General features: G+C 66.3%; 17 protein-coding genes. 10 read left to right on the top strand and 7 right to left on the bottom strand.

Annotated elements, in window-relative coordinates; translation table 11 throughout:
* Both AAF604_20115 and AAF604_20120 read left to right on the top strand, forming a co-directional pair.
* A partial coding sequence (locus tag AAF604_20115; GenBank protein ID MEM7051984.1) for a CHAT domain-containing protein occupies window positions 1-2,487 on the top strand: 2,487 nt, incomplete at its 5' end.
* Window positions 2,488-2,589: 102 nt separating this feature from the next.
* Entirely contained in the window at window positions 2,590-3,702 is a 1,113-nt protein-coding gene (locus tag AAF604_20120; protein MEM7051985.1) for an AI-2E family transporter, read from the top strand.
* A 9-nt stretch (window positions 3,703-3,711) separates the two neighbouring features.
* Here AAF604_20120 and AAF604_20125 read toward each other — a convergent pair whose 3' ends face one another.
* A complete protein-coding gene (locus AAF604_20125) occupies window positions 3,712-4,335 on the bottom strand; it encodes a hypothetical protein (GenBank protein MEM7051986.1) in 624 nt (207 codons plus the stop codon).
* Between the two features lie 33 nt (window positions 4,336-4,368).
* Window positions 4,369-4,881 carry a thermonuclease family protein gene (locus tag AAF604_20130; GenBank protein ID MEM7051987.1) on the bottom strand — a complete coding sequence of 171 codons (513 nt, stop codon included), beginning with the start codon at window positions 4,879-4,881 and terminating at the stop codon, window positions 4,369-4,371.
* A gap of 63 nt (window positions 4,882-4,944) precedes the next feature.
* On the opposite strand from AAF604_20130, the gene AAF604_20135 reads away from it, so the two are divergent.
* The 6 genes from AAF604_20135 to AAF604_20160 all read left to right on the top strand — a co-directional run bounded on the left by AAF604_20135 (window position 4,945) and on the right by AAF604_20160 (window position 11,518).
* Window positions 4,945-5,235 carry a Smr/MutS family protein gene (locus tag AAF604_20135; protein MEM7051988.1) on the top strand — a complete coding sequence of 97 codons (291 nt, stop codon included), beginning with the start codon at window positions 4,945-4,947 and terminating at the stop codon, window positions 5,233-5,235.
* Window positions 5,232-7,073, top strand: coding sequence for a histone deacetylase (locus AAF604_20140; GenBank protein ID MEM7051989.1), 1,842 nt, complete (start codon window positions 5,232-5,234; stop codon window positions 7,071-7,073). Before AAF604_20135 ends, AAF604_20140 begins: the two co-directional genes overlap by 4 nt.
* A gap of 103 nt (window positions 7,074-7,176) precedes the next feature.
* Window positions 7,177-8,622, top strand: coding sequence for a PQQ-dependent sugar dehydrogenase (locus tag AAF604_20145; protein ID MEM7051990.1), 1,446 nt, complete (start codon window positions 7,177-7,179; stop codon window positions 8,620-8,622).
* A gap of 487 nt (window positions 8,623-9,109) precedes the next feature.
* Window positions 9,110-9,667, top strand: a complete 558-nt coding sequence (locus AAF604_20150; GenBank protein MEM7051991.1) for a hypothetical protein — start codon at window positions 9,110-9,112, stop codon at window positions 9,665-9,667.
* Window positions 9,668-9,695: 28 nt separating this feature from the next.
* Window positions 9,696-10,448: a matrixin family metalloprotease gene (locus AAF604_20155; GenBank protein ID MEM7051992.1), complete on the top strand. Its 753-nt coding sequence runs from the start codon at window positions 9,696-9,698 to the stop codon at window positions 10,446-10,448.
* Between the two features lie 326 nt (window positions 10,449-10,774).
* Complete coding sequence (locus AAF604_20160) at window positions 10,775-11,518, top strand: hypothetical protein (GenBank protein ID MEM7051993.1); 744 nt, start codon at window positions 10,775-10,777, stop codon at window positions 11,516-11,518.
* 406 nt (window positions 11,519-11,924) lie between these two features.
* On the opposite strand, the gene AAF604_20165 is transcribed toward AAF604_20160, so the two are convergent.
* Window positions 11,925-12,890 carry an EamA family transporter gene (locus AAF604_20165; GenBank protein MEM7051994.1) on the bottom strand — a complete coding sequence of 322 codons (966 nt, stop codon included), beginning with the start codon at window positions 12,888-12,890 and terminating at the stop codon, window positions 11,925-11,927.
* Window positions 12,887-13,360 (bottom strand): Lrp/AsnC family transcriptional regulator, encoded by a 474-nt coding sequence (locus tag AAF604_20170; GenBank protein ID MEM7051995.1) that lies wholly within the window; start codon window positions 13,358-13,360, stop codon window positions 12,887-12,889. The genes AAF604_20165 and AAF604_20170 overlap by 4 nt, the downstream gene beginning before the upstream one ends.
* Window positions 13,361-13,659: 299 nt before the next feature.
* Between AAF604_20170 and AAF604_20175 the strand changes: the two genes are divergently transcribed.
* Window positions 13,660-15,354 (top strand): hypothetical protein, encoded by a 1,695-nt coding sequence (locus AAF604_20175; protein MEM7051996.1) that lies wholly within the window; start codon window positions 13,660-13,662, stop codon window positions 15,352-15,354.
* A 218-nt stretch (window positions 15,355-15,572) separates the two neighbouring features.
* Here AAF604_20175 and ppc read toward each other — a convergent pair whose 3' ends face one another.
* Together ppc and AAF604_20185 are read right to left on the bottom strand one after the other, a co-directional pair.
* Window positions 15,573-18,287: a phosphoenolpyruvate carboxylase gene (gene ppc, locus AAF604_20180; GenBank protein ID MEM7051997.1), complete on the bottom strand. Its 2,715-nt coding sequence runs from the start codon at window positions 18,285-18,287 to the stop codon at window positions 15,573-15,575.
* Between the two features lie 39 nt (window positions 18,288-18,326).
* Window positions 18,327-18,656 carry a TfoX/Sxy family protein gene (locus AAF604_20185; protein MEM7051998.1) on the bottom strand — a complete coding sequence of 110 codons (330 nt, stop codon included), beginning with the start codon at window positions 18,654-18,656 and terminating at the stop codon, window positions 18,327-18,329.
* Window positions 18,657-18,736: 80 nt separating this feature from the next.
* On the opposite strand from AAF604_20185, the gene AAF604_20190 reads away from it, so the two are divergent.
* Entirely contained in the window at window positions 18,737-20,143 is a 1,407-nt protein-coding gene (locus tag AAF604_20190) for a hypothetical protein (GenBank protein MEM7051999.1), read from the top strand.
* Here AAF604_20190 and arfB read toward each other — a convergent pair.
* Window positions 20,140-20,571 (bottom strand): alternative ribosome rescue aminoacyl-tRNA hydrolase ArfB, encoded by a 432-nt coding sequence (arfB, locus tag AAF604_20195; GenBank protein ID MEM7052000.1) that lies wholly within the window; start codon window positions 20,569-20,571, stop codon window positions 20,140-20,142. The two genes, AAF604_20190 and arfB, sit on opposite strands and share 4 nt — an antisense overlap.
* Window positions 20,572-20,577 lie beyond the last annotated feature (6 nt).

The following is a 20,577-nucleotide window of genomic DNA, read 5'->3' on the forward strand; positions in this document are numbered from 1 at the left end:
CTCGACGACGCCATCCGCCGCTACGGTGAAGCCGCCGAGATCAGCCGGCGGCTCGACGACCCGACCGGGGAAGCGATGGCGCGTATCCTGTTCGGTGTGGTGCAGCTCCGCGCCACCCACCTCGACGAAGCCCGCCAGGCCCTCGAAGAAGCCCACCGACTCGCACCGGCGGACAGTGCCCTCGCCGCCCGCGCGCTCAATTTTCTCGGCCAGGTGGCGGCACGGCGAGCCGACCAGGAAGCGGCCCGCCGGCTTCTCGGCGAAGCCCTCGAGCTCTACGACCGACTCGGCGTCCGGGACCGCGACGTCGGCATCGCCACCATGGAGCTCGGCATCCTCGACTGGCGGCGCGGCGACCTCGCAGTGGCGGAGAAGCGCTACCTCAGGGCGCGCGAAATCTTTCAATCGGACCCGAGCCAGCGCGTCTATCTGGCTTGGGTGGTCCAGAACCTCGCCCTGGTGGCTCACAGCCGTGGCGACCTCGCCACCGCCGAGGACCTGCTGCAGCGCGCCCTGACGCTGCGCCAGCGACCGGATCGCAAGACCTACGGCGAAGCCGTGGCGCGCTTCAATCTGGCGTCGCTGCAGATCGAGCGTGAGAACTTCGAAGGCGCCCGCCGGCAGCTCGAGCAGGCGATCGAAGTGATCGCCGAGCGGCGTCCCGGCTCCGACGCCGAAGCGGAGGTGCTCACCGGCCTCGCCCGGGTCGCCACCGAGCAGGATCGATTCGCCGCCGCCGAAGAGTACCTGGCACGCGCCGAAACGACCGTTCGCCAGCGCCTACCGCAGGGCTTCGACCACGCCCTGGTCCACTACACGGCGGGCCGGCTGGAGCTGGCCCGCGGCAACCCGGCCGCGGCCGAAGAGCGATTTCGCCGCGAGATCACCATCCGGCGGCGCATTCAACCGGCGACGGGCGACCTCGCCCGGGCCCTCCATGCCCTCGCCCGGGTGCGCCAGCAGCGCGGCGATCCGGCACAGGCTCGCCGCCTGCTCATCGAAGCGGTCGAGGCGCTCGAAGCCCAGCGCCAGCGCCTCGGCGGTCCCCACGAGGCCCTCGCCCTGTTCACCGACCGCTACGCCAAGATCTATAAAGATCTCATCGCCCTGCTCCTCGACGGCGGCGAGACGGCGGCCGCCTTCCGCATCTCGGAGCGCTACCGCGCCCAGGGATTGTTGGCCCTCCTCGCCAGCCGCGAGCTCACCTTCGGCAAGGCATTGCCGGAACCTCTGCGCCGCCAGCGGCAGGAGAACGCCCGCGCCTACGATGCCGCCCAGGCGGCTCTCGCCAACCTCGCATCGAGCAGTGATCCGGCGTTGCTGGCGCAACACCTCGACGGCCTGCGCGAGCTCCAGCGCCAGCGCGCCGAGATCGACCGCGCCGTCTGGCAACAGGATGACCGCCTGCGCCACCTCGAAGCAGGGCGAGCGATCGCCCCCGATGCGCTCGTCGGCCTGCTGCCGGCGGGCACCTTGCTGGTCTCCTTCGTGGTGCGCGACGACGAGCTGATCTCCTTCACCCTCGGCGCCGACGCCGAGCTCGCGGCCGAGCGCTCGCCGATCCCCCGCCACCAGCTCGGCCAAAGGGTGGAGCGCTTTCAGCTTCTCAACCACCATCGCGACAGCGACGAGGCGGCCCGGCGGCAGCTCGCCCAGGACCTTTGGAGCGAGCTCTTCTCGGTCTGGCAGGAGCGCCTCGCCGACGCCGATCGTCTGTTGGTGATCGCCGACGGACCGCTCCATCGCCTGCCCTTCGCCGCCCTGCTCACCGCCGACGGTCACTACGCCATCGAGTCCTGGGGGCTGCAGCAGGTGGTCTCGGCCACCGTCCTCGCCGAGCTCGCGGCGCGCCCTGCGCGCCCTGCGAACCGTGTCGTCGCCTTCGCCGACCCGACCAGCACGACCATCGACGGTCGCCCGCGGCCACCGCTACCGGCCGCGCGGCGCGAAGCCCGCGGCCTGGCGCGCCGCTTCCCCGGCACTACGGTTCTCACCGGTCGGCACGCCTCGGAACCTGCCGCCAAGGCCTTGCCAACGACCGCCAACTGGCTTCACTTCGCCTGCCACGCCCGCATCGATCATCGCTTTCCCCTCGACTCCTACCTCGCCCTGGCTCCGGGCCGGAACGGCGACAACGGCCTGCTGCAGGCCTGGGAGGTGTTCGAGGAGATGCGCCTCGAGAGTGATCTGGTGGTGCTGTCGGCGTGCGACTCGGGCGGCGGCCGGGCGGTCGACGGCGACGGCACCATCGGCCTGACCCGCGCCTTCCACTTCGCCGGTGCCCGCTCCGTCCTCGCCACCCAGTGGCCGGTGGCCGACGGCTCGACGGCGGACCTGATGGATCACTTCTACAGCGCCCTCGAAGCCGGCGCCTCGCCGGTGGAGGCCCTCCGCCGGGCGCAGCGCGACTTCCTCACCGGCCAGACCCAACCCAGCCGCCAGCATCCCTTCTACTGGGCCGGTTTCCAGCTCTTCGGACCCGGGTAGGGGACGACCGCCAGCCCTTCTCAACCCGCTCCCGGGAAGGCGCAAAGCTCTGTTTTGGTTATAGTTGAAGCCAACGCTACCGGACTCGACCGGTAGCCCACGATGATGAACGATCCTTTCGCCTCGTCCCGCGGCTTTCGAGCCCTGCTGGTTGCCGCCGCCCTCGCGGTGCTCGCCCAGACCTTGCAATGGGCCCAGGCGCTCCTGGTTCCCTTCCTACTCTCCGTCTTCCTGGCGGTGATCGCAGCCTCTCCGGTCGCCTGGCTGCGCCGCCACGGCGTGCCCAACTGGACCGCCGTCGTGCTGGTGGTGGTGGCGATCATGGCCGGCGTGGTGGCCGTCGCGGTGTTCATCGGACGAACGATCAACGAGTTCACCAGCCGGATCCCGATCTACACCGAACGCCTGCAGGAAGAGCTGATGTCGATGTCCGGCGACCTCGGCCAGCGCCTTTCCCTGCAGGAGCTCTTCGAGAGCGTCGAGCCCGGAGCGGTGATGAACCTGGTTTCGGGCATGCTGGCGGCCCTCAGCGGCGTGCTCGGCAACGCTTTCCTGATCTTCTTCACGGTGCTCTTCCTGCTGCTCGAAGCGTCCGGCTTCCCGGCCAAGATCCAAGCCGCCTTCGGCGGCTCCGCCGGCACTCAGCTCTACTTCAATCGCGCCGCCGACGACCTCAAGCACTACCTCAGCATCAAGACCGCCACCAGTCTCTTCACCGGCGCCGCGGTGGCCACCTGGGCCGCCCTGGTGGGAGTCGATTTCGCTCTCCTCTGGGGCCTGACCGCTTTCCTGCTCAACTATGTCCCCAACATCGGCTCGATCATCGCCGCCATCCCGGCGGTCCTGCTGGCCTTCATCCAGCTCGGCCTCGCCTCGGCGGTGGTGCTCGCCCTGGGCTACATCGTCGTCAACCTGACCGTCGGCAACCTCATCGAGCCGCGGGTGATGGGCAAGCGCCTCGGGCTGTCCACCCTGGTGGTCTTCCTCTCGCTACTGTTCTGGGGTTGGGTGCTCGGTCCCCTCGGCATGCTGCTGTCGGCTCCCCTCACCCTGACCATCAAGATCGCCATGGAAGCCAAGCCTTCGACGCGCTGGTTCGCGGTCCTCCTCGGACCCGAGATCCGGCCGACGGACGACCCACCGGCGCCGCAGGAGGAGCGACCGGCCGAGATCGCGCTGTCCGAGTCGCCGGAAAGCGCCGGCGAAGCGCGCTGACGGGATTCCTCAGAAAATCTCGAAACCAAAGCTCGCCGCCAGCCAATAGACACCGACGGCAATGGCGGCGATCGCCGTCACCAGCAGCACCCGCCGCAGGGTGCGTTCGCCGCCTCGCCCCCCGAGACGGCCCACCAGCCAGCCGAAGACGGCCATCGCCACGATGGCGCCGACGAGATAGGTGGCGAGATATCCCAGCGCCTGCCGCTGCGATCCGGCGACGGACGGCAGCACGACCCACAGGTGGGCCAGCCCCGCGACTCCGTGAACCCAGCCGACGGCGAAGGCCGCCAGCAGACCCCGGCCCATTGAGGCGGCGGCAACGCTGCCGGCGGGGCGCCGCGTGCGCCAGGCCGCCAGCACTCCCATCACGATCAACAGGACCCCGACCAGAGCTTCGGCCCAGCGCGACAGAACGGCGACGTCGAAGGCGATCGCCAGAGTGGCATTGAGAAGCCAAGCGAGGAGCCCCAGAAAAACCACCCCGACCCCGTGACCGGCTCCCCAGACGGCTCCCAGGGCGGCGCCGCGACGCCCCCGAGCCGCCGCCAGCGGCGCCACCGCCGCCAGGTGATCGGGGCCCTGGGCGGCGTGGGCGACCCCGGCGACGAAGCCGGTCCACCACCAGCTCATGGCACCCTCCGGCGCCAGCGGCGGCGAGCCCGCTCAGCGCTGCTGATCACGCCACTCCCAGGGCGGCAGAGCGCCCGCCTGAGACCACAAGCCGCGGCCAGCCTGGCGCGCCTCCGCTTCGATCGCTTGATAGTCGTCGCGCCGCGGTGCGTAGCGTCGGTACCACCAGGCCCAACCCGCCGCCAGGAGCTCGGAGTTGAGCTCTTCACCCGAGTCGCCGCGCACGATGGCGACGGTGCGACCGTAGCGGTCGATGCCGACCACCTCGATCTCGACCCACCGATCGAGCCAGGACGCTTCGACGAAGGAGCGCGCCTCCTCGCCACCGGGCTGCCCGCCCTCGGGGCAATCGACTCCCCACAGCCGGACCTCGACCGCCAGCCCGTCGACCTCGACCTGCAGGCTGTCGCCGTCGACCACCGAGGTCACCCGGCCGCGCAGCGACGTCGCCTCTTTCTCCGGCGCCGCCGGTGGACATCCCAGCAACATCACCACGACCACCAGCAGGGAAACGCGGCACAGCGGCGCCCGGAGACGATCTCTCATGGCGCGCATCGTAACGGACTCGGCCAGCGTTGGCGGACCCGGTTTCGATATTCTGCGGCCATCGTGACCGAAGACACTCCCCAGGACGACCTCGAGCCGATCGAGCTGGCGATCACCGACGTACTCGATCTCCACAGCTTCCCACCGCGGGAGGTACCGAATCTGGTGCGCGACTACCTCGACGCCGCCTACGATCAGGGCTTGCGGGAGCTGCGCTTGATTCACGGCCGCGGCATGGGCGTGCAGCGCCGCACCGTCCGCACTCTGCTCGAGCGCGACCCACGGGTGATCGAGTTCGGCGACGCCCCCGCCGAGGCCGGCGGCTGGGGGGCCACCTGGGTGCGCATGCAGTGAGTCGCCTGGAGCGCTTCTCGACCGCCCTCCGGCGGCGCTGGCGCAAGCTCTCCCAGGTACTCGAGCGGCGCCCCGTCGAGCTGGTCTACGGCCCGGGCTACTACTTCACCCTCGCCTCCGGCCTGCACGACCCGCGACGGGGTGAGCGCGTGCTGGCGTTCCTGGAACAGCAAGGACTGCTGCGCGAGAGCTCCCTCCACGAGCCCCATCCGGTGACTCTCCAGCTACTCCGGCGGGTCCACGACGAGGCCTATCTCGATGCCCTCCACCACCGCGACGCGCTCACCCGTGCGGTGGGCTACGGGCTCAGCGACAGCGAGCACGATGCGCTGCTGGCGGCACAACGGTTGATGACCGGCGGGACGGTGTTGGCGACCCGGCTGGCGCGCGCCAGCCGCGGCACGGCGATCAATCTCGGCGGCGGCTTCCACCACGCCTTCGCCGACCGGGCGGAGCGCTTCTGCGTCTTTCACGACATCGCCGCCGCGATCGCCGATCAGCGCCGCCAAGGCTTTGCCGGCCCCATCCTGGTGGTCGACCTCGACCTGCACGACGGCGATGCCACCCGCGCCCACTTCGCCGACGACGCGAGCGTCCACACCTTTTCGATCCACAACCTCACCGGCACCCCTCGAGAAGCCGTCGAGGCCACCGTTCTCGAGCTCGGCGATGGCGTGGGCGACGACCTCTATCTGACGACCCTGCGGCGCGAGCTGCCGCCGGTCGCCGAACGCCTGCGGCCGGAGCTGGTGTTCTTCCTCGCCGGCACCGATCCGGCCGAGGACGACAAGCTCGGCGACTGGACGATCACGGCGGAGGCGATGGTCGAGCGGGATCGTTTCGTCATCGACCTCATCGGCCAGGCGGAGCCGGATCGAGGCTCCCTTCCCGGCCGCGTGCCGCTGGTCATGGCCCTCGCCGGTGGCTACGGTAGCGACACCTGGCGTCACACCGCCCGCACCGTCTCCTGGCTGCTCGGTGGCGAGGTTCTCGAACCGCCGTCGACGGAGTCCATGACCCTGGCCGGCTACCGCCGCCTGGCGGCTCGCCTGCGCCCCAGCGAGCTCACCGGCGAAGGTCCCGGTAGTAGCGAAGACTGGGGGTTGACCGAGGAGGACATCTACGGCGCCCTCGGTGGCTCCACCCGCAAGGACCGCTTCCTGAACTACTACTCGGCCCACGGCGTCGAGCTCGCCCTCGAGCGCGCCGGGATCTTCGATCGCCTGCGGGCGCTCGGCTATCGCCACCCCAACCTGGCCTTCGACCTCGACAACGCCAGTGGCGAGACCCTGCGGGTCTACGGCTCGCGCCACCAGCGCGAGCTCCTCATGGAGCTGCGCGTGCGACGCGACAAGGGCACCCTGCGCGGTTTCGAGATGCTGCGCGTCGAATGGCTGCTACTGCAGAACCCGCGACGCGCCTTTTCGGACCGCCAACCTCGCCTGCCGGGCCAAGCCCATCCCGGCCTCGGCATGCTGCGCGATGTCGTCGCCCTTCTGGTGCTGGTCTGCGACCGACTGCAGCTCGACGGCCTGCTCTTCGTGCCCTCCCACTTCCACACCGCCAGCCAGTCCCGCCGGGTCCTGCGCTTCGTCGACCCGGCCGCCGAGGGCCAGTTCCGCGCCCTCGACGACCTCCTGGCCTCTCTTCCCCTCGCCGCCGCCACCCGCGCCGTGTCCGAAGGCCGCGTGCGCTACCGGGACACCGGCGAGACCTTCCGCTGGCAACCGGTCCCGATGGTCCTGCCGGTTTCGGACGCCCTCGAGTCGGCGGTCAAAGGCGCCGACTACGAGGCCGAGGCGGAACGCGCCCGGCAGGCCCAGCGCTTCGACCTCTAGCAGGCTGCGGACGGGGATTCTTTAGCAGCCTCCAGGAGAGGATTTTCCCGAGCGTTAGAATCCGCCTGCCGCCATTCCCTGGACCGATCGAGAGGAGCAAGCCATGGGATCGACTCGCCAACCCGCCATCCTGCTCACCGCCCTGGTCTTCGGACTGGCCCCGATTGCCCCCAGCGAAGGCGCGACGAGCTGCTACGACGAATCCTGCGCCACCACCTGCACACCGCCGGCCCCGGTCGCCATTTCGACCCTGGTGGCGCCGAGCGACTTTCCTGCCGGCGCTCAGCTACCGGTCGCCTTCGTGGATCCCGGCGACGGCCGTGGCAAGCGCCTCATCGCGACCCAAGAAGGCGCCATCCTGCTGTGGGACGGCGTGCGCCAGAGGATCGAATCGACCTTCTTTCTCGATCTGCGGGACGACACCGGCGGTCCGGTCCTGGCGGGCGGCGAACGTGGTCTCCTCGCCCTCGCCGTCGACCCCGAGTACCCGGACAACGGACACTTCTACGTTTTCTACACGCGACGCAACTCGGGTCCCGGCACCGCCGGTGATGTTGTCATCGAGCGCTACACCCGCTCGACCACCAACCGCAACGTCGCCGACCCTGCCTCGGCCCAAACCATCCTGGTCATCGATCATCCGGCGGGCAACCACAACGGCGGCTGGCTGGCCTTTGGTCCGGACGGTTTTCTCTACATCTCGACCGGCGACGGCGGCGGCGGTTGCGACAGCAATCAGGGTACCGGCGGTGACGGTCAGCGCCTCGACACCCTGGCCGGCAAGATGCTGCGCATCGATGTCCGCGGCATCGACGGCAGCGCCACCGCTCCCGATGACTGCGGCGTCGGCGCCACCAATTACACGGTGCCTTCGACCAACCCCTTCTCGGGCCAGGAGCCGGCCTGTGACGAAGTCTGGGCCTACGGCCTGCGCAACCCCTTCCGCTTCAGCTTCGATCGGCTGACCGGCGACCTCTATATCGGCGACGTCGGACAGAACAAGTGGGAAGAGATCAATCTGCAGGCGGCCGCCACGCCGGCACCGGTCAACTTCGGCTGGGTGTGCCGCGAGGGCTGTGAGACGGCCGGCAATGACGAGTCCGGCTGCTCGACCGCCGGCTGTCTCGCGGACGGTGGCACCACCTGTCAGTTCCCCCGCCCCAGCGGTCAGCTCTGGGACCCCGTCCTGTGCCACTACAACGGCGGTTGGGGCGCCATCATGGGGGGCTATCGCTATCGTGGCAGCGAGGTGCCGAGCCTCTTCGGCGACTACTTCTACGGCGACTCCGCCTGCGGCCAAGTGTGGAAGACCACCACCCTCGACCCGAGCAACCCGGCCACCATCGCCGCCTCCTGCTGGGCCAACGGTTTCGGCGCCGGTTACGGCTTCGCCGAGGACCGCCGAGGTGAGCTCTATCTGGTGGTCGGTGGAGCCAGCCGGATCAGCTGCATTCACAACGGCGCCGGCTGTACGTGGGCCGGAGATGTGCTGTTTGCCGACGGCTTCGAGTCGGGCAACACCACCGCCTGGAGCGCCTCGGTCCCGTAGTCGCTGCCCTCGGAGGTCCGACCACTCCGCCGAGAGCGACAAGAAGGGGTTCGCCTCATTGGCAAGCCGAGGTCCCGGCCAGGGGTGGGGCCCTCGGACATTCTCGACGTCTCTGATGTCGAAGGACCCAAGAGTCCCTCAGGACTCCTACCCACATACCCTCCTGAGACCCTGACCATCGCCACCGCGACCGAACTCTAAAGTCTTTTTAAACAGTTATTTAGAGATCCCCCGACAGAGTTCGGAAGGGTCACCGCACCGACCCCGGGAAGTCGGTAAATAGGGAGATCCATAAACATATTTTGACTTTCGAATGTCATTCTGGTTTTATTTTCAATCACCAGACATTGGTTACACAGACGTTGATTCCGCCCTCGGTGGGGGCCGAGGTCGAGGTGGATTCGTCTCACCTGGAACCAGGTCTGGTCGTGTCGTTTTTTTATGAGAAGGCATCAACCACTCGACTCCCGCAAGGGAAGGAGGCTCCATGAGGAAGCATGGAATTCTGCTCCTGATGCTCGCCGCCGCGGTGATTTTCAGCACCATCCCCGCCGCCGCATCCACCTTCGTCGCCATCGACACCAAGGACCTGGTCAACAAGTCCGACCAGATCGTTCAAGGCAAGGTCACCGAGACCGAGTCCTTCTGGGACGAGACCGGTCGCGTCATCGTCACCGAGGCGCTGATCCAGGTCGAAGACACGCTCGCCGGCAAAGCCGAGAGCTGGGTCCGCGTGCGCACCTTCGGCGGTGAGGTCGACGGCTACACGGTGGAGGCCCACGGCTTTCCGAAGTTCGAGGTCGGTGAGCGTCTGGTGGTCTTCCTCGAGAACCCCGACAACCTCAACGAGGCAAGCCGGGTAATGGCCTATCAGCAAGGCCACTTCCGCATCGTCGAACAGGACGGTGTCGAGAAGGCCGTTTCTACCGCCGACGGTGGCGGTTCCCTCCTGTCGCTGACCGGTGATCTCGCCCTGGCGCCGCACTTCGATTCCCTCGACGACCTTCGGCAGCAGGTTCGCAACCTCCGGGCAGACCGGAAATAACCACCACTGATCCAGGGAAGGCAAAACGATGAAAAAGCACTCTCGTCTCATCATCGCGGTCGCTCTCGTCAGCCTGGTGGTCGCGACCGCCGCTTCGGCCTATGTTCTGCTCAGCCCGCGTCGGAGCTGGAGCAGCACGCCTAACTACATCGTCGACAACCGCGGCCTGAGCTCCGTCAACGACGGCAACGGCGGCACCACCCGCACCCGCAACGCCATCGTCTCGAGCGCCGCCTGGAACGGCGCCGGCGCCGGCACCGTGATCAACGCCACGATCGGCTCGGTGGCCAGCTTCAGCCTCGGCGACAACGTGCCGATGCTCAACTTCCGCGACCCGATCGGTGCCTGCACCGGCACCTGCCTGGCGGCTAACTTCACAGGCTTCTTCACCGGCGGCACCATCAACGATGCCGACATCGTCACCAACACCGCCTATAGCTGGACCTCCCAAGGCGAGGATCCGGGTGGCTCCGGCTGCAGCGGCGAGTTCTACATCGAAGGTGTGATGGTGCACGAGATCGGCCACGGCCTCGGCATTGCCCACACCAACGTCAGCGGCGCCACCATGTTCCCCTCGGTGTCGGCGTGCAACAACGGCCCGGCGACCACCGCGGCCGACGACAACGCCGCCATCAACGACCTCTACGGCGGTGGCGGCGGCGGCGGCCCGAACTCGTGCTTGGGCAACTGCGGCGGTCAGGCGCCGGGCGGCTGCTGGTGTGATCGCTTCTGCGCCTTCTTCGGCGACTGCTGCAGCGACAAGGTCGCGCGGTGCGGCTAGTTTCCGACTGAGCGGCTCGGCAAAGCTTTGCCGGGCTCGCTTCGAGCCCCCTCTCCGGAGGGGGCTTTTTCATGGGCGCCATCTTGTGAACTTGGGCCAGCCCTCACCAGAGCCCTTGGCGAGGGGCCACAGGTGGCAGAAGATGGAGCATCCGCCGGCACCGCGAACTGGTCGTACGGAAATTCTGCGAGGAGCGCAACCGGCGAATAACGCAGCAGGTTCAGCGACATACGGCCGTGCAGCGGAGATCGAGTGAGAAGATCGGGCTAGAATCGAATCCGATACTCATCGTGGCAATGCAACTCCTAGGGAAGGATGGGAAGAAAATGAGATTCTCCAACTGGCTGGGCGCTCCGCTCCTCGCCCTCGCCCTGCTGGCCTCCGCCGCCAGCGCTGAGATCGTCGACGAGAACAGTCCGTCCTGGGCCTTCTTCGAAGAAATTCCCGCCGGTCTCGGTAGCTTCGGCCCCGGCCCGGACACCCCACCGATGGGCAATGGCAGCGCCGCCTTCGCCATCGACGGCACCGGCCGGCTCATCCTGGGCACCAACCGCTTCGCCGGCACCCGTCTCGACCAGCTCACCACCTTGACCTACTGGACCTATCGCAGCTCCGGCAGCTCGAGCGTCGCCATCAGCCTGCAGCTCAACGTCGACTACGACCTCACCGATGGCGACGGCAGTTGGCAAGGACGCCTGGTGTTCGAGCCCAGCAACACGCCGACGGCGATTCTCGACAACACCTGGCAAGAATGGGACAGCCTCGCCGGCTCCTGGTGGTCGAGCGGAGCCCCGGGCAACGGCACCTGTCCGATCTCGTCTCCATGCACCACGGCGGAGGTCCTCTCGGCCTTCCCGGACGCGGGCATCCAGGCCGGACCCATACTCGGAGTGCTGCTGCTCAAGGCCGGTGGCCCCTGGGCCCCGGCCTTCTTCGGCGCCGCCGACGGACTCACCGTCGGCGTTGACGGCACCGACACGGTGTTCGACTTCGAAGAGGACGCGGTGCGCATCTTCGTCGACGGCTTCGAGTCCGGAACCACGCTGGCCTGGAGCGATACGGTTCTCTAGCAGGCTGCTGAAAAAGGCCGCTTCGCGTCCTTTTCCAGGCCTGCTAGCTGTCTGTTTCGAGAGGGGCTACGCGCCCCTGACTGCGCGTCCCGGGCTGAGCGCCCCTGACTGCGCGTCCCGCTCCGGCCTAAGAAGCATGGTTCTTGGGCCTCCTCTCCCGTCGCGGCGGCGGCTGAGCCGCCGAGCCCTCTCGGGCCCGGAAGCAGTTTGCTGAAAAACTCTTGACTCGGAGCATCTTTGGTCCTCAAGAGCTCCCGAGCCCGAGGGGCGAGGCGGCGGCTGAGCCGCCGAGGACGGGGGTGAAGGCGCGCGACATGCGCGCGCGCTTGAGGGAGGCGCCTTTAGCCCCCCTGAAAATAAACAGCAGGCGCTGAAGAAGCCGCCACGCGGCTTTTTCAGCAGCCTGCTAGCCGGCGGCGCAGGGCTCCGACAGGGCGACGGGTTCGTCCTCGGGCTCGCTCTTCTCCACCTTGCGCGGACGCTTGGAAAGCAGCGCCACGGCCCCGAGGATGAAGCCGCCGGCGATCAGGGTCCGCCAGCCCACCGGCTCGCCGGCGAACAGCCAACCGAGGATCACCGCCACCACCGGATTGACGTAGGCGTAGGTGGCGACCAGGGTCGGGTCGACGTTGCGCACCATCCAGGCATAGGCGCTGAAGGCGATCAACGAGCCGAAGACGATCAGGTAGGCCAAGGCCGCCAGGGAAGTGAGAGAAAAGGCGCTCGGATCGAGATTCTGAAACTCGCCGAAGCCGGCGCCCGTCAAGCCCAACAGCGCGCCACCGGTCAGCATCTGCAGGCTGGTCGCCAAGGGGTTCGACTCGGGCATGTCGGCGCGCCGCGAGTAGAGAGAGCCGATCGCCCAGGAAAGGGCCGCCAAGGGCACCGCCACCGCCGCCGGCCAGTACAGGCCGCCACCTTCGGGCGAGTTACCCGGCGCCGTCAAGACGGCCACGCCGACGAAACCCACCACGATGGCGAAGACGGTTCGCGGAGTCGGCCGCTCACCGCTGCGCGACAGCATCAGGAGGAGCACGATCCACAAGGGCTCGGTGCCCACCAGCAGCGCCGCCCAGCCGGACGGAATGTAGTGCTCCGCCCACACCACCAAGCCGTTGCCGCCGAGCAGGAGCAGGCCACCGATGATGGCAGCGTGACGCCACTGCCGGCCGGTCGGGGCCTTGGCACCGCGCCAGCGCGCCCAGCCGTAGAGCACCAAGCCGGCGATCACGAAGCGAACGCTCGCCATGGTGAAGGTCGGCAGGGTCTCGATGGCGAAGCGAATCGCCAGGTAGGTCGAGCCCCAGATCAGATAGACGGCGGTGAAGGACAGGATCATCTTGAGGCGAAAGGCCCGCTGTGCTTCGGTCATGAGGACTCCTCCTGCTGCATTTCGAGCGGCAGACGCCCAGTTTCTTTCATGCTGTCGAGAACCACCGTCGTACGCGTCGAAACCACCGCGGGAATGCACCCGATGCGCTTCCGCAACAGTCTGCCGAGATCACTCCCGGAGGTCGCCCGCACTTTCACCAAGTAGCAGTCCTCTCCCGCGACGTGGTGGACTTCGAGAACCTCCGGCAAGGCGGCGAGAGCTTCCCCGGCGCTGTCCTCGCTGGCCACTTCCTCGGTCCTCACGAAGACGTAGGCCAGCAGACCGAGGCCGAGAGCCCGCGGGTTGAGCCGCGCTTCATAGCCCTCGAGAACGCCATTGCGCTCCAGCTTGCGAATGCGCTCGAGCACCGCCGAAGCCGCGAGATCCACCTGCCGCGCAATCGCTGCGTTGGATTCGCGAGCGTTTTCCTGCAGTATTTCGAGAATTTTGCGGTCAATACTGTCGATCATTCTCCATCACCTCGATTTCACCGACGATTCGACTGCAATAATGGACGAAAGAGCGTCCCCTGTCAACCCGATTCTTGCGAATCTCCAGACGATTCAACTGTCAATAGACCATCAGGCCGACGTAACGACGACCGATTGCTTACATCGCCGACATTAAGTCGGCATCATCCGTCTAACGATTGGGTCGAGCGGAATGCTCAGGTCAGTCGCCCCACGGGCGCAAAATCTCTCCTTCGGACGAGCCGGCCGGCGAAACGCTTCCTCCTCCCTCAGCCACCCTCGGGGGAGGAGGAAGAAAAATGTCGATATCGCAACGAGTTTTACTGACTGCCGGCCTATCGGTGGCAGCCCTTGTCCTTTCCGCCTGCCAGGCCCCACCCTGCACGTCGGCGCCGGCGAATCCCATCGGCTCGCCGGTGAGCGACAGCGAGTGGAAGGCGTCGGTGCGCAACAACTGCTTCGGTAATCTGTCGCGGCTCAACCGCTGGTTCGGGAAGACGACCACCATCGTCCCCAAACAGAGCCCGGCCCAGTTCTTCATTCCGGTGGGCGAGGCGCGCCTCAACCAGGGCATCGACTCCGGCAATGTCGTGGTGCTGGTGCACGGCTGGGCTCCCGGCTTCCGGGGGGCCGTCGATCGCGCCGGTGGCCGCCTGCTGTGGTGGCAGGACGGAGCCACCAATTCGGACGGAATCTTCACCTCTGATTGGGCCTGGGTCGCCACCCGGGGTGACGACATTCCCTTGACCATCACCGAGACCGGCACCTTCCAGGAGATCATCGGCCACGACGCCGATGCCATCGTGCTCGGCTACTCGTGGATCGACGACTCGTCCACCATCGACGACTCCTTCGTCGACCTCGAGTACGTCTATCGCTCCGAGGCCTACACCAGCACCAACGGCCTGCGCCTGGCCAACGCCCTCGAGCAGACCCTGGGGCCGAGATTCTGGAGCAATCCCACCAACACCCTCCAGCTGATCGGCCACAGTCACGGCTCGAAGGTCGCCACGGTGGCCACCCTGGCGCTGCAGCAGCGCGGACGGCGGGTGCACCACCTGACCACCCTCGATTCACCCGAGAGCAGCATCACCCTCGAGGGCAACGGCGCCAATCTGCTCGGCTTCTACCTCAATCAGATCAACACCAACGACGGCATCGGCGCGACTTCCGGGACCTTCGTCGACAACTACGTGTCCTACTTCGGAGTCGCCTTCCAGGGCACCACAAACGCCAACCGCATCGTCAACACCATCTTGAATCCCGAGGTCTACTCCTGCACCTCCGCCGGCGACCGCCACTCCTACTCCGCGGAGTGGTACGGCGGCGCCGCGGCGGCGGCCAAGAAGTTCAACCTGTTCGCCCTCGGTCTCGACTGGCCGCCACCGCAGATCCCTAACCGACCAGCCCTCAACCAACGGTGGAGAGGCGGCATCACGGAGCCCAACCAGTGGCCCTTGACGGCCGGGCTGCTGGGCTCGCTGGGCTGTCTCTCGAGCGCCAAGGGCTGCATCTACAGCTCCACCCCGACGGTGGTCAAAACCCTGAACAGCTTCGGCAACACCAGCGGCAACCCCACCGGCACCCTGACCATGAGCGCCAGCGGCAACGGCGTCATCTCCGGCTACCGCGGCTCCACCGGCTTCGGCTCGAGCCAGTTCGGCATCGGCTTCGATCTCGAATGGACGAATCCGCAGGACGGCGACTACCTGGTGATCACCGGCAGCACCGATCCCGTCGGCACCCAGGAAGTTCTGTTCGTGATGGACGGCAAGTCGGCAATCACCGGGCGCAACCCGGTGGCGATCAACGCCTTCGTCGTCGACAGCCTGGAGTTCTTCGTCTACTTCCTGCCAACGCCGAACAACCGCATCGGTCGAGTGACCCTGAGCGGCCTCGCGGCGGTCAACCAAGACTGTCCCTCGACCGCCGATCTCGACCAGGAGGGCGACCCCGACGCCGAGCTGGCCACGACGGAGACCGAGGACGCCTAGCAGGTTGCTGAAAAACTCATCGTCAACCTGCTCCCGGGCCCGGAAGGGCCCGGCGGCGGCTTAGCCGCCGCGACGGGAGAGGAGGCCCAAGAACCGCGCTTCTTGGGCCGGAGAGGGGCGCTCAGCCCGGGACGCGCAGTCAGGGGCGCGTAGCCCCTCTCGGAAATAACAGCTAGCAGCGCTGGAAAAGTCGCGAAGCGGACTTTTTCAGCAGCCTGCTAACCGGTGTTGCGCAGTCCTTTGGCAATGCCGTTGACCGTCGCCACCAGGGCCTCCAGCAGGTCGCCGGTGGGACGATCGGCGGCACGCCAGCGGCGCAGCAGATCGATCTGCAGCAGGCTCATCGGGTCGACATAGGGATTGCGTAGCTGGATCGAGCGCTGCAGGGTGGGGTCGCGGTCGAGCAGTCGGGTACCGCCGCGTAGGTCGAGAACCCAGCGCACGGTGCGCTCGAACTCTTCCTCGATGCGGGGAAAGATCTCGCGCCCGACCTCTCCGGCCAGGGTCGCATAGCGGCGGGCGATGCCGAGATCGGCCTTGGCGAGCACCATCTCGGCGTCATCGAAGAGGTTGCCGGCGAAGGCCAGGTCGCCAGCCAGAGCCACCAGCTCGTCGCGCCCGAAATCCTCCGCCGCGGCCTCCAGACCGCTGCCGAGGCCGAACCACCCGGGCAGGATGTGACGGCTCTGGGTCCAGGCGAAGACCCACGGAATGGCGCGCAGGTTCTCGATGCCCTGCCTGGAACGCCGCGACGCCGGCCGCGAACCGATCGCCAGGCGCTCGATGACGTCGATCGGCGTCGCCTGCCGGAAGTACTCGAAGAAGCGTTCGTGGTCGTAGATCAGGCCGCGATAGGCCGCCCGGCTGCGCTCCCCCACCCGACTCAGAATTCGCTGCCAGCGTTCCGCCCGTGGATCCGCCTCGGCCGGTAGCGCGGTGGCCAGGGCGACGGCACCGAAGGAGCGCTCGAGATTGCGCAGGGCGATGCTGCGCACCCCGAACTTGGCGTGGATGACCTCCCCCTGCTCGGTCACCCGGAGGCGCCCACCGACCGAGCCGGCCGGCGCCGCCAGCACCGCCCGATGCGTCTTGCCGCCGCCGCGGCTGATGGTGCCGCCGCTGCCGTGGAAGAGGGTCAGGCCAACGCCGGCCGCAGCCATCACCGCCGACATCGCCGCCTGCGCCTTCTGCAGCGACCAGCGCGACGACGCCATGCCGCCGTCCTTGTTGCTGTCGGAGTAGCCGATCATCACCACCTGGCGCTGGCCGCGGTCCGCCAGATGGGGACCGTAGACCGGATCGTTCACCATCCGCTCGAGCACCGTCGGTGCCGCCTCGAGATCTGGCACCGTCTCGAACAGAGGCGCAACGTCGAGGGGGACCGGGCCCTCTCCTCCGAGGCCGGCCCAACGGGCCAACAGGAGCACGCTGAGGACATCGTCGACATCCTGCGCCATGCTGATGATGTAAGGACCGACGGCCTGATCACCGTAGCGCTGCTGGGACTCGCCGATGGCACGAAAGACCTCCAGCGTCTCGGCGGCCTGCTCGTCGTCGGCGGCGAGATGCGGGGCCGCCGCCTCGGCGAGGGCTTGGTGCAGCCGCGCCACCCGCTCGGCGACGGGGCGCTCCTCCCAGCTCGAATCCCCCAGCAGACGGCCGACCACGGCCCGGTGCACCAGGCCGTCCTGGCGCACGTCGAGAGTGGCGAGGTGAAAGCCGAAGGTCTCCACCCGACGCAGCGCCCGGCGCACCGCGAAGAGGCCGGCGTGATCGCCGCGGTGGTTGCGCAGGCTGCGGGCGATGCCGCGCAGATCGTCGAACAGCTCCTGCGGTCCGGAGTAGGCCTCGGCAGCATCCCGCGCCGTCGCCGCGAGGCGCGCCACCATCAGCTCGAGGAGAACGCGATAGGGCATTTCGCGATGCCGCGGCCGCACCGCCGCGAAGGCTTCCGGGAAGAGCTCGGCATACTCGCGCTGCCGTGCCAGCACTCGTTCGTCCACCGCCACCCGCGACAGGCTCTGGCTGAGGCGCCGGGAGAGCTTCGCGAGCTCCTCGCGATAGAGGTCGAGGACCAGCGCGCGGTGGCGCGCCAGCGTTGCCCGCAGGGTGCGGGCGGAAACATTGGGATTACCGTCCATGTCGCCCCCGACCCAGGAGGCGAAGCGGAATGGGCTGACCAGGTGGACCGCTTCGGCAGGCGCCCCGTAGACCGCCGCCAGGGCGGCCTCGAGGTCTTCACAGAACGGCGGCACGACGCGGTACAGCACCCGCGTGACGTGGAACAGGACGTGCTCGCGCTCGTCCTCGACGGTGGGCTTGAGGGTCGGACTTTCCTCGGTCTGCCAGGCGGCGGTGACCTCGGCGCGGATCCGCGCCAGGGTGCGCGCCTCCTCCGGCGGGGTGAGGGAAGGATCGAGGCGATCCACCAGCAGGCGAACGATGCGCTGGTCCTTCTCCAGCACCAGGCGCCGCGTCGCCTCCGTCGGATGGGCCGTGAACACCGGCTCGATGCGGACCTCGCGAAACAACGCCGCCACCTCCTCGAGACCGAGGCCGCCATCGCGCAGCCGGCGGACGGTCTCCTCCATGCCCTCGCGCTGCTCCGAGCCCTGGCGCTGGTAGTGCCGACGGCGCCGGATGCGGTGCACCGTCTCGGCGAGATTGACTACCGCGAAGTAGGTCGAAAAGCTGCGTGCCAGCTCACCGGCCGCGACCGCCTCCAGGCCGCCGACCTGCTCCTCGAGGGTGCCATCGGCGGCAGCGTCGCCCAGGCGGCGGCCGATGGCCGCATGGCGCGCCGCCTCGACGCACTCGAACAGCCCGCCCCCGCCCTGTTCACGGATCACCTCGCCGACCAGCGCCCCGAGGGTGCTGACGTCCTCGCGCAGCGGCTGGTCCTTCTCCGGAAAATCGATCTGTCTCGGATCCACAGGGCCTCCTCGCTGATCTTGGTCCAACTCCTGCCGAGCCTACTTCGGCGGCAGGGTGTTGACGAAGCCTTCACAGCGGGCGATCCAGTCCGCCAGGTCCGCATCCGCCGCGTAGCCCGGTGGATCGACGAACAGGAACCCCTTGAGAGGCCGACCGGTGAAGTCCATCTCGCGGGCGTGAGGCCGGGCGAGGCAGTCCTCGAACTGCTCCGGACCGACCCGCGCCATCAGCGTTTCGGCGTTGACGCCGACGCACATGTGGCCCCGCACCATGAAGGCCAGGCCACCGAACATCTTCTTTTCCACCACGTCGGTGCGACCGTCTAAGTGCTGCCGCACCCGCTCTGCCAGTCCCTCGTCATAGGCCATCGCCGAATTCTAACCCCAACAAGGCGTCGAAGAAAATATTATGATAAACTACAATAAAAAATAACCGACAAGGGGTCACAATGATTGTATTCTCCTCCGAATTTCCAATCACAACTCATCGAAGACCAAAAGAGTTCCTGCAGTCAATTCAAAAATGGATCCTAGGGTCACCACACACCTCTCTCAACAAGTCCATCTTCAAGGAAATCAATAGCTCGAAAAGCTGGTCACTAACAGAAAATAACGAGACTATTGAATATATCCGCGCAGAGTCTTCGACCAGACAGATCACTTCAATTAGGTACACGAAGATCAGTGACGAAGTTAAATGGACTACCACAGCCTCACTCTCAATTGAGCACGACTCCTGGATTGGAGTTCGAACATTCTGCGAGTCGACTAACCCAGGGAGAAACCTCCCACCCGTAAAGAAACCTATAATTATTAAGAATCTCCTAGCAGATTTCGGAGGAGGAAAGGATGGCATACTCCCAGTCCAAACGACCCCACACAGACTTAACAACGTAGACATTGATATCGCCATCCTACTAATCGCTGGAGGATCGAAGTGCTACCTTCCTATCGTATATCTAAGCGCCCCCTTTAGATCAAGCGACGAGCACATTAACCCCAACACGCTGAGCCAGGACCTCTCAGGAATGGCACACGTGGTCGTAGAGCCCAATCGGGAATTCTCAATTCGCCTAAAACAAGACGTCGACTCGCGAAATGTTTACGGAGGCACCGCTGGAATTTACTGGCCCGACGGCGGCGGAAAAGATTCATTCTTTTTAGGTCATGAGTTTGACTCAGTCGAACAGATATCGAATGGCATCAAGGAGGCCCTAAGAACTTCACTCATTAGTCGGCGCCCTCTCCAGCGATGCACCTGGGGTGCCGCAAAGGAATTTTCCTCGCAAATCAAGATTCAAGAACTCAAAGATCGGGGCTCTCAAGAGATTCAAGAGTACATTGATTCTTTCGACCAGGAAATTGAATCCAAGAACCAGCAAATTGATGACGCCAACAAAGAAATCGACAGACTCAGACAGGAAGTCAAGAGTCAGCCAGCCAACTTTGTCGCAGGCTCCGGACTCACCCTCCATCCAGGAAACGAACAAGAACTCTTTCCAGGGGAGGCAAAAGAATTTCTAATCGAAGCGCTTCAATCCCATGCCATGAATAGCTTGCAAAAGGATAGTCGAAAACGCAGACTCCTAGAGTCGATTTTGGAGTCAAATATTACAGCTACTCAGACAGCAAATCGGCGCAAGAAAATCAAGAATCTCTTCAAGGGATTCAAGAAGATAACAGCAACGATCAGAAGCGAGCTTCGAAAGCTCGGACTCTCAATCAATGAAGAAGGCAATCACTTGAAAATATCAATCGAGGGGGACCAGCGATTCAAAGTCACCACTTCGAAGACGGGAAGTGACCATAGAGGGGGACATAACATTGGAGCACAGATTAATCGATCCTTTTTCTAACTTTCATTCCGAAAGTCTCCCGCCCTACGACCGCGCTTGACCTCGCTGCGCCGCCGCTTGGCCTCGAGGCGACGCTTCTTGGCGCCCTTCGACACCCGAGTCCGGGTGCGCTTCTTGGGCACTTCGAGGGCCGCCGCCACCAACTCGCCGAGCTTGACCCGCGCCGCCTCGCGGTTGGCGGCCTGGGTGCGGTGTTTTTGCGACACCACCCGCAACACCCCATCCTTGTTGATGCGAGTCGCCAGGCGTTCCGCGATTCGAGTTTTCTGAGCCTCGCTCAGCACCGTCGACTGCGGCACATCGAAGCGCACCTCCACCCGGCTCTCCACCTTGTTGACGTTCTGCCCCCCGGGCCCCGAGGCGCGCGAGGCCCGGTAGGTCAGCTCGTCTTCCGGAATCTCCAGGCCCGGTCGCACGAAAAGGGCCACGGCCGA

The organism is Acidobacteriota bacterium (assembly GCA_039028635.1).
Taxonomy (GTDB): domain Bacteria; phylum Acidobacteriota; class Thermoanaerobaculia; order Multivoradales; family JBCCEF01; genus JBCCEF01.